The organism is Vibrio aerogenes, assembly GCF_024346755.1.
Classification (GTDB): domain Bacteria; phylum Pseudomonadota; class Gammaproteobacteria; order Enterobacterales; family Vibrionaceae; genus Vibrio; species Vibrio aerogenes.
In genome coordinates this window covers 3,543,654-3,556,576 of record NZ_AP024861.1, presented here as the reverse complement: position 1 = coordinate 3,556,576, position 12,923 = coordinate 3,543,654, and the positions used below count along the sequence as shown (strand labels likewise).

The following is a 12,923-nucleotide window of genomic DNA, read 5'->3' as shown; positions in this document are numbered from 1 at the left end:
AATAACAGAAGGCTTACCTGAATAATTTTGGAGAATTTAATGAAATCATTGTTTAAAGTGTCATTATTGGCTGCGGTTGTTATGATGGCAGCAGGGTGTCAAACAGAAGAAACGAAGGCGACTTCAACGACTGCAGAGCAAAAAGTCGAATCAGAAAAAGCAACTCAGTCAACTGCCCATTTTGACTCAGATAATGATAAAGTCGCTTATGCGATTGGTTTATCTCTTGCGAACTATTTGAATACGAATCTTGATAAGCCAAAAGAGTATGGCATTGACCTGAATAAAGAGTTAGTGCTGAAAGGTATTGAACACGCCTTTGCTGATAAAGCAGAGTTAACAGATGAAGATGTTCGTGCAACTTTATCTGATTTTGATAAGCGCCTTAAAACTCTGGCGACTGAGAAAGCAAAAGAAAAAGCAGAAGCAAGTAAAAAAGCAGGCGATGAGTTCCGTGCTAAATTTGAGAAGGAAAAAGGGGTTAAGAAAACTGAATCCGGCTTGCTTTATCAGGTCTTGGAAAAAGGTAAAGGCAAATCTCCTAAAGCAACAGATACGGTTCAGGTTCACTATAAAGGAACTCTGATTGATGGCACTCAGTTCGATAGTTCTTATGATCGTGGTCAACCGGCAACATTCCCGCTTGATCGTGTGATTAAAGGCTGGACTGAAGGCGTTCAGCTAATGACGGTCGGTTCTAAGTATAAATTTGTTATCCCGCCAGAGCTGGCTTACGGTGATCGTGATACACCAACAATTCCTGCAAACTCAACACTGGTGTTTGAAGTTGAGTTGCTGAAAGTTGAAAAAGCGGAAGACAAAGCCAAGTCTAAACCTAAAAAATAGTACTGAATTTCGTTTCATTTCAAGGCCGGTGCATGATGCGCCGGCCTTTTTTGTGGCAGGTTACAAAATTGCTTTAAATCACGAGTTAGTCAGATTACTTGCTTTTAGTTTAAAATTTTCTGATAAACTTACATTAATTTGTTGAATTTTTCTAAGGTCGATAACTGTGACTACAACTGAGACATTGAATGCAGATATGTTGTTAGAAATGGAGTCAGTACATGCGAAGCCTTTTACAGAACACGACAAGATCATTCTTCAGTCTTATGAAGCTGTTGTCGATGGCTTAGCGAGCTTGATTGGACCATTTTGTGAAATTGTTTTGCACTCTCTGGAAGATTTAAATACCTCAGCAATTAAAATTGCAAATGGCGAAAATACAGGGAGACAAGTGGGTTCTCCAATCACTGATTTAGCTCTGAAAATGCTCAGAGATATTGAAGGATCTGAGCGCAATTTTTCCCGTTCCTACTTTACCCGGGCTAAGGGTGGCGTTTTAATGAAATCCATTACGGTTGCAATCCGTAACGGGGATAACCGTGTGATCGGGCTACTTTGTATCAATGTTAATCTGGATGCTCCTTTCTCTCAGGTACTTCAGTCTTTCATGCCAACTCAGGAAGCGAAAGAAGCAGCCTCTTCTGTTAACTTTGCAAGTGATGTTGAAGAGCTGGTTGATCAAACGGTAGAAAGAACAATTGAAGAAATTAATGCCAATAAGTTTGTTTCTAACAACACAAAAAACCGTCAAATTGTGATGGAGCTATTCGATAAAGGTATTTTTGATATCAAGGATGCCATTAACCGGGTGGCGGAGCGGTTGAATATTTCCAAGCATACGGTTTATTTATATATCAGGCAGAGAAAGACCGAGGATGATGAAAGTTGAGTAAGCTGACTTACACGATTGTTGTGAATGGGCCACTCTACGGGACGCAATCGGCCCGGAGTGCCTATCAGTTTGCTTTGGCGCTGTTACAAAAAGGACATATCCTGGTGAGTGTGTTTTTTTATCAGGACGGTGTGACAAACGGAAGCCGGTTATCAGTGCCAGCCAATGATGAGTTTGATTTGGCCAACGCGTGGCAGAAACTGGCCCGTGATCATCAGGTTCGCCTGGAAACCTGTGTCGCTGCCTCTTTAAGACGGGGAATCGTCAGCCAGGAAGAATGTGAATTGCACGAACTGTCAGCGGTCAATCTGGCTGATGATTTCAGTCAGGCCGGGCTTGGGAGTCTGGCTCAGGCTTTAATGACACAAGACAGGGTGGTTCAGTTTTGAATGACATGACTTTTGTTTTTTCTCAGCCACCACATATGAGTTCATCTGGCAGAGAAGGACTTGATGCGTTGCTGGCTGCTTCAGCCTTTAGTGAAGACATTCATGTTATTTTTCTGGGTGAAGGGGTCGCCAGTCTGCTGGTCAATCAGCAGCCCTCGATTATTCTGGGTAAAGATTATATTTCAATGTTGAAACTTCTGGAGTTATATGACATTGAAAATGTGCATGCTTGCCGGCATTCTCTGGTTCGTCTGGGACTTGAAGATGCTCAGTTGATTATCCCGGCCCGGCGAAGCTCTGCTGACGAAATTTCACAAGTCATTCGCAACAGTAAAAAGGTGCTGACATTTTAGTCAGAACATTATGCTACATATTATTCAAAGCCAGCAGGCAATCAAAAAGGCACTTTTTTATATCGTATCATCTGACACGATTCTTCTCATTGAAGATGGTGTGTACTGTGCCAGTCAAAATCACGAATTTTATCAGATGGTATCTGGTAAAAATGTATTTGCATTAGCTGAAGATATTGATGCAAGAGGACTTCGTCCGTACACAGGAAATGATATTTGTTGCATTGATTATTCAGGTTTTGTTGATCTGACGGCTAAAAACATCGCCTCGATGACCTGGGTCTAGTTGTTTTTATTTAATCTGATGCATTTTTGCCGCAAAAAGATCTGTATATTTCTTGACACATTCATCCTGAGTGCATAGAATTTTGCGTCCCTAATTGTATAGGGATAGATTTTTCACAAGCTTACTTTAAGTAATTCAGGAGCTAGTTAATGGCAACTATTAACCAGTTGGTACGTAAGCCTCGTGTTAAGCAGGTTGTAAAAAGCAACGTGCCTGCACTAGAAGCGTGCCCACAAAAACGTGGTGTATGTACTCGTGTTTACACGACTACACCAAAAAAACCAAACTCAGCACTTCGTAAAGTTTGTCGTGTACGTTTGACAAACGGTTTTGAAGTGACTTCATACATCGGCGGTGAAGGTCATAACCTTCAGGAGCACAGTGTTGTACTTATCCGTGGTGGTCGTGTTAAAGACCTTCCAGGTGTGCGTTACCACACTGTTCGCGGTGCACTTGACTGTGCAGGCGTAAATGACCGTAAACAAGGTCGCTCTAAGTACGGTGTGAAGCGTCCTAAGTCTTAATGTTTCTCTGTTGAAATAAGCGTTAAGTAAGGCCAAACACTCAATTATTAATTTTGAAGAAACTGTATAGTTTTGGATAACCTGAAGAAGACAACGGAGAATATCCATGCCACGTCGTCGCGTAATTGGTCAGCGTAAGATCCTTCCAGATCCTAAGTTCAAATCTGAACTGCTGGCAAAGTTCGTTAACATCTTGATGGTTGACGGAAAAAAATCAGTTGCAGAAAAAATTGTTTATTCTGCATTAGATACAATGGCTGAGAAATCTGGTAAAGATCACTTAGCTGTATTTGAAGAAGCTCTTGAAAATGTCCGCCCGGCAGTCGAAGTTAAGTCTCGCCGTGTGGGTGGTTCAACTTACCAGGTTCCGGTTGAAGTTCGTCCGGTTCGTCGTAATGCACTTGCAATGCGTTGGTTAGTTGAAGCTGCGCGTAAGCGTGGTGAAAAATCTATGGCTGCCCGTCTGTCTGCAGAAATGCTGGACGCAGCTGAAAACAAAGGTGCCGCGGTTAAGAAACGTGAAGACGTACACCGTATGGCTGAAGCGAACAAAGCATTCGCTCATTACCGTTGGTAATACCTTCTGTACCGCAGGGTTCTCCTGCGGTACATCTATTTTCTAAGGTAGACCTTAGTTAAGAGGATACAATCGTGGCTCGTAAAACTCCTATCGAGCGTTACCGTAATATCGGTATCTGTGCTCACGTAGATGCAGGGAAAACAACCACAACTGAACGTATTCTGTTCTATACCGGCCTTTCTCATAAAATCGGCGAAGTTCACGATGGTGCCGCAACCATGGACTGGATGGAGCAGGAACAAGAACGTGGTATTACTATCACTTCTGCTGCGACAACAACTTTCTGGCGTGGTATGCAGGCGCAGTTTCCCGATCATCGTATCAATATCATTGACACCCCCGGACACGTTGATTTCACGATTGAAGTTGAACGTTCTTTGCGTGTGCTTGATGGTGCGGTGGTTGTTTTCTGTGGTGCTTCCGGTGTTGAACCTCAATCAGAGACAGTCTGGCGGCAAGCAGATAAATATCATGTGCCCCGTATGGTTTTCGTCAATAAGATGGACCGTGCTGGTGCAGATTTTCTACGTGTTGTGGATCAGATTAAAGATCGTCTTGGTGCGAATCCTGTACCAATTCAATTAAACATTGGCGCTGAAGATGACTTCAAAGGCGTGATTGATTTGTTCAAGATGAAAGCGATTAACTGGAATGAAGATGATCAGGGAATGACCTTTTCCTATGAAGACATTCCGGCAGACATGCTTGAACAGGCCGAAGAATGGCGCAGTCATATGATTGAGTCCGCTGCTGAAGCCAACGAAGAACTGATGGAAAAGTACCTTGAAGAAGGTGAACTGACTGAAGAAGAAATTAAGTCAGGTCTTCGTATCCGTACACTGAATAATGAAATTGTATTAGCAACATGCGGTAGTGCTTTTAAAAATAAAGGTGTCCAGGCTGTACTGGATGCTGTGGTCGAATTCTTACCATCGCCTGTGGATGTGCCTTCGATCAAAGGTGTTGATGACGATGAAAATGAAGTTGAACGTCATGCCGATGACACTGAACCATTTTCAGCACTTGCCTTTAAGATTGCAACCGATCCGTTTGTTGGTACATTGACCTTTGTTCGTGTTTATTCCGGTGTTCTGAACTCCGGTGATATGGTCTATAACACAGTGAAGCAAAAGCGTGAACGTGTTGGCCGTATTGTGCAAATGCACTCAAATAAGCGTGAAGAAGTCAAAGAAGTTCGTGCCGGAGATATTGCCGCTGCAATCGGGCTGAAAGAAGTCACAACAGGTGACACGATTTGTGACCAGAATAATAAAGTTATTCTGGAGAGAATGGAGTTTCCTGAGCCGGTGATTCAAATTGCTGTTGAACCCCGTTCTAAAGCAGACCAGGAGAAAATGTCAATTGCTCTTGGTAAACTGGCAGCAGAAGATCCGTCATTCCGTGTTGAAACGGATGATGACACAGGTCAGACGTTAATTTCCGGTATGGGTGAACTCCATCTGGATATCATCGTTGACCGTATGAAACGCGAATTCAGCGTTGATTGTAACGTGGGTAAACCTCAGGTTGCATACCGTGAAACCATTCGTGGTTCAACGGAAGTTGAAGGCAAATTTGTCCGTCAGTCTGGTGGTCGGGGTCAGTATGGTCATGTATGGCTGAAACTGGAACCTGCAGAAGATGGTGAAGGGTTTGTTTTCGTTGATGAAATCGTGGGTGGCGTTGTGCCAAGAGAATACATCAGTTCAGTCGCGAAAGGGATTGAAGAACAGATGAATAATGGTGTTTTAGCCGGGTATCCAGTACTGGATGTCAAGGCGACACTGTTTGATGGTTCATATCATGATGTCGACTCGAGTGAAATGGCGTTTAAAATCGCTGGTTCTATGGCATTCAAGAAAGGTGCGCTTGATGCACAACCGGTTATTCTTGAGCCACTTATGAAAGTTGAAGTAACCACTCCGGAAGACTGGATGGGTGATGTCGTCGGTGATTTAAACCGCCGGCGGGGTATCATCGAAGGGATGGATGAAGGTCCGGCAGGACTGAAAATCGTTCATTCTAAAGTCCCACTTTCTGAGATGTTTGGTTACGCAACAGACTTACGTTCTGCAACGCAGGGACGGGCTTCTTACTCAATGGAATTTTCTGAGTATGCTGAAGTACCGAAAAATATTGCAGATGCAATCATTGCAGAGCGTGGTTGATTAATAACGAATCTATTGCGCTAAGAAAAGTTGGCGCATAAAATAGCAATTTCTGGCGCGCCCCTGGATGACGTTAACTTGGGGTGAATCATAACTAGGAAGGAACACGATCGTGTCTAAAGAAAAATTTGAACGTACGAAACCGCACGTAAACGTTGGTACTATCGGCCACGTTGACCACGGTAAAACAACGCTAACAGCAGCAATCTGTACAACACTTGCCAAAGTGTATGGTGGTGAAGCGAAAGATTTCGCATCAATCGATAACGCGCCTGAAGAGCGTGAGCGTGGTATCACAATCGCGACTTCACACGTTGAGTATGACACTCCAAGCCGCCACTACGCGCACGTAGACTGTCCTGGACACGCGGATTATGTAAAAAACATGATCACAGGTGCGGCACAGATGGATGGTGGTATCCTGGTTGTTGCAGCGACAGATGGTCCAATGCCACAGACTCGTGAGCACATCCTGCTGGGTCGTCAGGTAGGTATTCCTTACATCATCGTCTTCATGAACAAATGTGACATGGTAGATGATGAAGAGCTGCTTGAGCTGGTAGAAATGGAAGTACGTGAACTGCTTTCAGAATATGAATTCCCAGGAGATGACTTGCCAGTAATTCAGGGCTCAGCACTGGGTGCACTGAACGGTGAGAAAGAGTGGGAAGACAAGATTGTTGAGCTTGCAGAAGCTTTGGATACTTATATCCCAGAGCCAGAGCGTGCAATCGATCAGGATTTCATTCTGCCAATCGAAGATGTATTCTCAATCCAGGGCCGTGGTACAGTAGTAACAGGTCGTGTAGAGCAAGGCATCATCACAGTTGGTGACGAAGTAGAAATCATCGGTATCAAAGAGACGACTAAGACGACTTGTACTGGTGTAGAAATGTTCCGTAAGCTGCTTGACGAAGGTCGTGCAGGTGAGAACGTTGGTGTGCTTCTGCGTGGTACTAAGCGTGATGAAGTAGAGCGTGGTCAGGTACTTGCTAAGCCAGGTTCAATCACGCCGCACACTAAATTCGAATCAGAAGTTTACGTGTTGTCAAAAGATGAAGGTGGTCGTCATACACCATTCTTCAAAGGTTACCGTCCACAGTTCTACTTCCGTACAACGGACGTAACAGGTGCGATTGAGTTACCAGAAGGCGTAGAAATGGTTATGCCAGGCGACAACATCAAGATGATTGTTGAGCTGATTGCGCCAATCGCGATGGACGAAGGTCTTCGTTTTGCGATTCGTGAAGGTGGCCGTACAGTAGGCGCCGGTGTTGTTGCTAAGATCATCGCTTAATTGACGATTTATTAGCTATCACACTAAAAAGAAGGAAGGCTTTGTGTCTTCCTTCTTTTGTTTTCAAAGAAAGCTGATTGACAGAAACGAAATAAAATGAACAAAATTTGCACCCATCAATGGAAATGAAAATTATAATCGTTTATATTTGCATGAGTGTTTGTTAATGATAATTTAGTTATGTTTGTATGTGTTTGCCATGGTATCTCTGACAAAAAATTGCACCAGCTCGTTATTGAGCATGATGTAACTGATATAAAAGAAGTCAGAAAATGTACAGCTTTGGGAAGTCAGTGTGGAAAGTGTATCCGTCAGGCTAAAGCTGTTCTGGAGCATGCGGTTGCGGCAAAATATAAGCAAGCGAGTTAGTCTTTCCCTTCTTTTTTAATTTGCACCTGATTTGACTCCACTCTTATTCGTTCTAAAGTTAATGAGAACTTTAAGAGGAGTTTGTTATGAAAGGTGATCCAATCATTATTCAACATCTGAATAAAATTCTTGGCAATGAACTGGTTGCTATCAATCAATATTTTCTTCATGCCCGTATGTATAAAGATAAAGGCCTGATTCATCTGGCAGACAAAGAATACCATGAATCTATTGATGAGATGAAACACGCTGACCACCTGATAGAGAGAATTCTTTTTCTGGAAGGATTACCAAACCTTCAGGATTTAGGCAAACTTCATATCGGTGAAGATGTCAAAGAAATGCTGACATGTGACTTAAAGCTGGAGATGGATGCGATTCCTGATTTGAAAGATGCGATTGCTTATGCGGAAGATATCCGGGATTATGTCTCCCGGGATCTCTTTCAGGATATTCTTGAAGATGAAGAAGAGCATGTAGACTGGCTGGAAACTCAGCTTGGGTTGATCGAGATGACCGGGCTGGAAAATTACCTGCAAGCACAATTTGTGGATGAAGATTAATACCAATCCGGAAAGTAAACAGACCCTAAAAAGCGCTACATAACAAGATGGAGAGAAGGGCTATCATTTGGTCGCCCTTAATTTATTCATTCTTACGATTATTCCTTGCTAAAATCGTTTCCTTTCTGTACTATTCGTCGACTTGAATTTCCGGTCCTCTATTATCGTTCCTTGCTTCCTCTGGCTGACCGGACCAACTGTGGAAGCTGAATAATCCGTAAGGAGCAACCAATGCGTCATTACGAAATCGTATTTATGGTGCACCCAGATCAAAGCGAGCAAGTTGCTGGCATGACTGAGCGTTACACGACTTCTATCACTGAATCTGGCGGTACTATTCACCGTCTTGAAGATTGGGGCCGTCGTCAACTGGCATACCCAATCAATAAACTGCACAAAGCTCATTATGTTCTGATGAACGTAGAAGCTGAACAGCAAGTGATTGATGAACTTGAAACTGCTTTCCGTTTCAACGATGCAGTTCTGCGTAACATGATCATGCGTACTAAGTCTGCTGTTACTGAGCCATCAGTAATGCTGAAGGCAAGAGAAGAGCGCACTAAGCGTGAAGAGCCTCGTGCAGAAAGACCAGCAGAAGAAGCTGAAAGCGGCGCAAGCGCTGAATAAGCATCATTAACTTAGTATTCGTTTGTTTTGCATTTCATAAATGTCAAACAACGGTGAATGACTCAAATTTAGATCAGGAGATAGCCCATGGCTCGTTTCTTCCGTCGTCGTAAGTTCTGCCGTTTTACTGCAGAAGGCGTACAAGAGATTGATTATAAAGATGTAGCAACATTGAAAAACTACATCACAGAAGCTGGCAAAATCGTACCAAGCCGTATTACTGGCACCAGCGCTAAGTATCAGCGTCAACTTGCTCGTGCAATTAAGCGTGCTCGTTACCTGGCCCTTCTTCCATATACTGATAAGCATCAGTAATTGGCACCGTTTATTAAGAAAGAGGATTAAGCAATGCAAGTTATTCTACTTGATAAAATCGGTAACCTGGGTGGCCTTGGCGATACAGTGAACGTGAAATCTGGTTATGCACGTAACTTCCTTATCCCTCAGGGTAAAGCTGTTATGGCAACTAAATCAAACGTTGAAATGTTTGAACAGCGTCGTGCTGAGCTGGAAGCGAAAGTTGCTGAGCAACTGACTGCTGCACAAGCTCGTGCTGAAAAAGTAAACGCGCTTGAAGCTGTTGTCATCACTTCAAAAGCTGGTGAAGAAGGTAAACTATTCGGTTCTATCGGTACGCGTGACATCGCTGATGCAGTAACTGCTGCTGGTGTTGAAATTGCGAAAAGCGAAGTTCGCCTTCCAGAAGGTGCACTACGTACAACTGGTGAATTTGAAATCAGTGTTCAACTTCACTCCGAAGTATTTGCGACAGTAAAACTTCAGGTTGTTGCTGAGTAATCAATCATATTGCCTCCGTCATATCAATGACTGACGTAATACGATATAAACCCACTATCTGATAGTGGGTTTTTTTCTGTTTGTTTAAAAATTCTGCTTAAAAGTGAAAAACCAGATTGATTGAGGTTGCTGTATCCGTTTTATTCAGACCGTCGGGCACACGAGAGTGATACAAACGTGAATAAGTTACTTTCGTTGCAAAATTTTGGGTAATGTCAGTGACAAGACTTATGTCTGTCGTCGTTAATGTATTACTTTTCCCTGAAACCATCGTCACTTCAGTCAGCAGATGAAGGTCGTCTATTATTTCCCATTTCAGATTTGTGTTTGTCCGGATAATCGGCTCTTGGACTGTTTCCGGAAAAATCAGATCATCATCGTCGATTTCATCTAAATTGGGTTTTTGGTAGCGGTAACCAGGACCAATTTCTATCTCGAATGTTAATGTCTCGGTATGCGTCAGCTGATACCCATATCCGGCAGACAAGGTATAGTCTTTAAAGTAAGCACTGTACTTTGAGTTAATGCCGTTCAGGCTACTGAACAGATAGCCTTTCGGACCAATCTTATAGTCACTTTGTAATTCATAGTTTGATTTGCGTTTGTCTTCATCGCCATTCTTGTAGAGCCGGTAAAACTTCCAGACGCCATTTGTCCGGTACCTTCCACGGATATATTCTGCCTGAAGGTTAAAATTCAGGGATTTTGTATCTTTATTACCGGTATGTCTCTGGTAGCCGAAATCTACCTGTGTTGTAAATAGTGCGGTCTCATCCGTATTTTGAGGAGATGAATCGTTCTCTTTAGCCTGAATGTTAAATGTCATACAACCGATGCAAACATTCAGTACTATTCGCCAGGGGTGTGTCACTGCCTGCCTTCAGATCTCTGCCAGTCATAAAACTGCATGTTAATCCGAATCGTCATATACTCAGTCAGTATCAGGTAAATATTCTTAAGGTTGCCTGATATAATTACAAATGTCATAAAGCCTGTTTCCCGGTATAATACGCCTTTTGATTTTTCTGAGTAGAGTCATGCCCGAACCCAGATTTGAAAACAGAGCACGTCAACGTGTGGATGCTCAGGTTGAAGCCATTAAAACGCCGCCGCATTCCCTGGAAGCAGAACAATCCGTATTAGGCGGATTGCTTCTGGATAATGAGCGTTGGGATACGGTTGCTGAATTTGTGATCGCAGATGATTTTTACAGCCGCCCGCACCGTCTGATATTTGACGGGATTCAGTCTATTCTGGAAAGTGGCCATCCACTGGATTTGATCACCCTATCAGAGCATCTTGAACTCAGAGAACAGCTGGAAGATGTTGGTGGTCTGGCCTATTTAACCGATTTAGCGAAGAACACCCCCAGTGCTGCAAATATCACAGCGTATGCCAAAATTGTGTCTGAAAGGGCTATGGTTCGTAAACTGATTGGTGTCGCGAATGAGATTGCGGATGCCAGCTATGATCCGCAGGGTCGTAATTCAGATGATTTGCTGGACCTGGCCGAAAGTAAGGTTTTTGCGATTGCTGAGTCCAAAACGCGTGATAACGAAGGCCCTCAGCGTATTGATACGATTCTTGAAAATACGCTGGAACGCATAGAACAGCTGTATAAGAGTCCTCAGGATGGCGTCACTGGTGTGACGACCGGCTTTACCGATCTGAATAAAAAAACCGCGGGTTTACAGTCTTCTGATTTAATTATTGTTGCAGCGCGTCCTTCGATGGGTAAGACAACTTTTGCCATGAACTTGTGTGAAAATGCAGCCATGTCTCAGGATAAACCCGTTCTGATTTTCTCACTGGAGATGCCGGCGGAGCAGATCATGATGCGGACGCTGGCTTCGTTGTCGCGTGTTGATCAGACTAAAATCAGAACCGGACAGCTGGATGATGAAGACTGGGCGAGAATCTCGTCCACGATGGGCATGCTGATGGAGAAGAAAAATATTCTGATTGATGACAGCGCCGGGCTGACACCGACAGAATTACGCTCCCGTGCCCGCCGGGTTGCCCGTGAATATGGTGGGATTTCCATGATTATGGTCGACTATCTACAGTTGATGCGGGTGCCTGCTATGTCTGAGAACCGGACACTGGAAATTGCGGAAATTTCCCGCTCATTAAAAGCGCTGGCAAAAGAACTCAACATCCCGGTTGTTGCACTGTCTCAGCTGAACCGTTCTCTGGAGCAACGGGCTGATAAAAGACCGGTTAACTCAGATTTACGGGAATCCGGCTCGATAGAGCAGGATGCCGACTTAATCATGTTTATCTATCGGGATGAAGTGTATCACCCGGATAGTTCCATGAAAGGTACCGCTGAAATTATCATTGGTAAGCAACGAAACGGCCCGATTGGTTCGGTCAGGCTGACATTCCAGGGACATTTCTCCCGCTTTGATAATTACGCCGGGCCTGCGTTTGATATTGATGATGAATAGGCTGCTTTAAAAGTATCAGTTTAATTATTGTCACGAAATAAGTCAGGGAGGTTACTCTCCCTGAATCGTCGCAATGACTGTCCTTTGTCCGCCATGATTCCTGTGTTCACCTAAATAAATTCCCTGCCATGTTCCCAATGCAAGACGCCCGTTTGTGACCGGTATCATCAGACTACAGCCCAGAACCGACGATTTAATGTGTGCGGGCATATCATCGTCACCTTCATATGTATGTTGATAATAGGGCGCATTTTCCGGTACAAACCGGTCAAAATGCGCTTCCATGTCGGTTCTGACTGTCGGATCTGCATTTTCATTGATTGTGAGGCTGGCAGACGTGTGTTGAATAAACAGATTAACCATGCCGACAGAAACAGAAGACAGCTGAGGCAATTGCTGCACAATTTCTGCGGTTATCAGATGGAATCCCCGGCGTTTCGCGGGAATTCGGATAGTGACTTGAGACCACATAACAAATACCTATCAGAATAATTGTTGATACCAATGTTGAACTTATGGTGAGTAAAACACACTTACCATACAATGTTAATCATGCTGTTGAGCAGGTTGATTCAGTTCATCGCATTCTGATTTTGTTTGTATTTCTGGTATTTGTTGATGCTCTGAGCGGTATTCACTGTTTTTGGCAGAGAAAAATCTATTCACACGATTTGAGATAAAACATAATTTCGCAACAAAAATTAAGTATAATCAGCGAATCGTTAATTTTCAGACTGAGATGGCAACGCGGGTTGTCTGAGGTGTAAAACTAATTCAATCA

At 43.5% G+C, this 12,923-nt stretch carries 17 protein-coding genes; 15 read left to right on the top strand and 2 right to left on the bottom strand.

Annotated features, from left to right (window positions below; all coding sequences use genetic code 11):
- The first annotated feature begins 39 nt into the window (after window positions 1–39).
- The 14 genes from fkpA (at window position 40) to rplI (ending at window position 9,692) form a co-directional block, all read left to right on the top strand.
- The gene (fkpA, locus tag OCV29_RS15850) at window positions 40–846 is read left to right on the top strand and encodes an FKBP-type peptidyl-prolyl cis-trans isomerase (protein WP_073606008.1); all 807 of its coding nucleotides are present in this window, start codon (window positions 40–42) and stop codon (window positions 844–846) included.
- A gap of 166 nt (window positions 847–1,012) precedes the next feature.
- The gene (locus OCV29_RS15845; protein ID WP_073579951.1) at window positions 1,013–1,735 is read left to right on the top strand and encodes a helix-turn-helix transcriptional regulator; all 723 of its coding nucleotides are present in this window, start codon (window positions 1,013–1,015) and stop codon (window positions 1,733–1,735) included.
- Window positions 1,732–2,127, top strand: coding sequence for a sulfurtransferase complex subunit TusD (tusD, locus tag OCV29_RS15840; RefSeq protein ID WP_073606009.1), 396 nt, complete (start codon window positions 1,732–1,734; stop codon window positions 2,125–2,127). Before OCV29_RS15845 ends, tusD begins: the two co-directional genes overlap by 4 nt.
- Window positions 2,124–2,480 carry a sulfurtransferase complex subunit TusC gene (gene tusC / locus OCV29_RS15835; protein WP_073606010.1) on the top strand — a complete coding sequence of 119 codons (357 nt, stop codon included), beginning with the start codon at window positions 2,124–2,126 and terminating at the stop codon, window positions 2,478–2,480. The genes tusD and tusC overlap by 4 nt, the downstream gene beginning before the upstream one ends.
- 10 nt (window positions 2,481–2,490) lie before the next feature.
- Window positions 2,491–2,766: a sulfurtransferase complex subunit TusB gene (tusB, locus tag OCV29_RS15830; protein ID WP_073606011.1), complete on the top strand. Its 276-nt coding sequence runs from the start codon at window positions 2,491–2,493 to the stop codon at window positions 2,764–2,766.
- A gap of 149 nt (window positions 2,767–2,915) precedes the next feature.
- Entirely contained in the window at window positions 2,916–3,290 is a 375-nt protein-coding gene (rpsL, locus tag OCV29_RS15825; RefSeq protein WP_004737194.1) for a 30S ribosomal protein S12, read from the top strand.
- Window positions 3,291–3,396: 106 nt separating this feature from the next.
- On the top strand, window positions 3,397–3,867 hold the full coding sequence (rpsG, locus tag OCV29_RS15820; RefSeq protein WP_073579955.1) for a 30S ribosomal protein S7: 471 nt from the start codon (window positions 3,397–3,399) through the stop codon (window positions 3,865–3,867).
- A 74-nt stretch (window positions 3,868–3,941) separates the two neighbouring features.
- Window positions 3,942–6,038, top strand: coding sequence for an elongation factor G (gene fusA, locus OCV29_RS15815; protein ID WP_073606012.1), 2,097 nt, complete (start codon window positions 3,942–3,944; stop codon window positions 6,036–6,038).
- 112 nt (window positions 6,039–6,150) lie between these two features.
- Window positions 6,151–7,335, top strand: a complete 1,185-nt coding sequence (tuf, locus tag OCV29_RS15810; RefSeq protein ID WP_073603663.1) for an elongation factor Tu — start codon at window positions 6,151–6,153, stop codon at window positions 7,333–7,335.
- A 180-nt stretch (window positions 7,336–7,515) separates the two neighbouring features.
- The gene (locus OCV29_RS15805) at window positions 7,516–7,704 is read left to right on the top strand and encodes a (2Fe-2S)-binding protein (RefSeq protein WP_073604174.1); all 189 of its coding nucleotides are present in this window, start codon (window positions 7,516–7,518) and stop codon (window positions 7,702–7,704) included.
- A gap of 86 nt (window positions 7,705–7,790) precedes the next feature.
- Window positions 7,791–8,267, top strand: coding sequence for a bacterioferritin (gene bfr, locus OCV29_RS15800; protein ID WP_073604173.1), 477 nt, complete (start codon window positions 7,791–7,793; stop codon window positions 8,265–8,267).
- Window positions 8,268–8,498: 231 nt separating this feature from the next.
- Window positions 8,499–8,894, top strand: coding sequence for a 30S ribosomal protein S6 (rpsF, locus tag OCV29_RS15795; protein WP_073604172.1), 396 nt, complete (start codon window positions 8,499–8,501; stop codon window positions 8,892–8,894).
- Window positions 8,895–8,981: 87 nt separating this feature from the next.
- On the top strand, window positions 8,982–9,209 hold the full coding sequence (gene rpsR / locus OCV29_RS15790) for a 30S ribosomal protein S18 (RefSeq protein WP_000090471.1): 228 nt from the start codon (window positions 8,982–8,984) through the stop codon (window positions 9,207–9,209).
- A 33-nt stretch (window positions 9,210–9,242) separates the two neighbouring features.
- Window positions 9,243–9,692, top strand: a complete 450-nt coding sequence (gene rplI / locus OCV29_RS15785) for a 50S ribosomal protein L9 (RefSeq protein ID WP_073604171.1) — start codon at window positions 9,243–9,245, stop codon at window positions 9,690–9,692.
- A 97-nt stretch (window positions 9,693–9,789) separates the two neighbouring features.
- On the opposite strand, the gene OCV29_RS15780 is transcribed toward rplI, so the two are convergent.
- A complete protein-coding gene (locus OCV29_RS15780) occupies window positions 9,790–10,518 on the bottom strand; it encodes a DUF481 domain-containing protein (RefSeq protein ID WP_073604170.1) in 729 nt (242 codons plus the stop codon).
- Window positions 10,519–10,729: 211 nt separating this feature from the next.
- Here OCV29_RS15780 and OCV29_RS15775 point away from each other — a divergent pair, with 211 nt between their 5' ends.
- Window positions 10,730–12,142, top strand: coding sequence for a replicative DNA helicase (locus tag OCV29_RS15775; protein WP_073604169.1), 1,413 nt, complete (start codon window positions 10,730–10,732; stop codon window positions 12,140–12,142).
- Window positions 12,143–12,193: 51 nt separating this feature from the next.
- Here the strand turns inward: OCV29_RS15775 and OCV29_RS15770 are convergent, their stop codons facing one another.
- On the bottom strand, window positions 12,194–12,613 hold the full coding sequence (locus OCV29_RS15770; RefSeq protein WP_073604168.1) for a secondary thiamine-phosphate synthase enzyme YjbQ: 420 nt from the start codon (window positions 12,611–12,613) through the stop codon (window positions 12,194–12,196).
- Between the last annotated feature and the right edge of the window lie 310 nt (window positions 12,614–12,923).

Bases quoted from the DNA above. Each gene is read 5' to 3' on its own strand.
- fkpA (WP_073606008.1), top strand. From the start codon at position 40: ATGAAATCATTGTTTAAAGTGTCATTATTGGCTGCGGTTGTTATGATG.
- tusB (WP_073606011.1), top strand. From the start codon at position 2,491: ATGCTACATATTATTCAAAGCCAGCAGGCAATCAAAAAGGCACTTTTT.
- rpsL (WP_004737194.1), top strand. From the start codon at position 2,916: ATGGCAACTATTAACCAGTTGGTACGTAAGCCTCGTGTTAAGCAGGTT.
- rpsG (WP_073579955.1), top strand. From the start codon at position 3,397: ATGCCACGTCGTCGCGTAATTGGTCAGCGTAAGATCCTTCCAGATCCT.
- OCV29_RS15805 (WP_073604174.1), top strand. From the start codon at position 7,516: ATGTTTGTATGTGTTTGCCATGGTATCTCTGACAAAAAATTGCACCAG.
- bfr (WP_073604173.1), top strand. From the start codon at position 7,791: ATGAAAGGTGATCCAATCATTATTCAACATCTGAATAAAATTCTTGGC.
- rpsF (WP_073604172.1), top strand. From the start codon at position 8,499: ATGCGTCATTACGAAATCGTATTTATGGTGCACCCAGATCAAAGCGAG.
- rpsR (WP_000090471.1), top strand. From the start codon at position 8,982: ATGGCTCGTTTCTTCCGTCGTCGTAAGTTCTGCCGTTTTACTGCAGAA.
- rplI (WP_073604171.1), top strand. From the start codon at position 9,243: ATGCAAGTTATTCTACTTGATAAAATCGGTAACCTGGGTGGCCTTGGC.
- OCV29_RS15780 (WP_073604170.1), bottom strand. From the start codon at position 10,518: ATGACATTTAACATTCAGGCTAAAGAGAACGATTCATCTCCTCAAAAT.
- OCV29_RS15775 (WP_073604169.1), top strand. From the start codon at position 10,730: ATGCCCGAACCCAGATTTGAAAACAGAGCACGTCAACGTGTGGATGCT.
- OCV29_RS15770 (WP_073604168.1), bottom strand. From the start codon at position 12,613: ATGTGGTCTCAAGTCACTATCCGAATTCCCGCGAAACGCCGGGGATTC.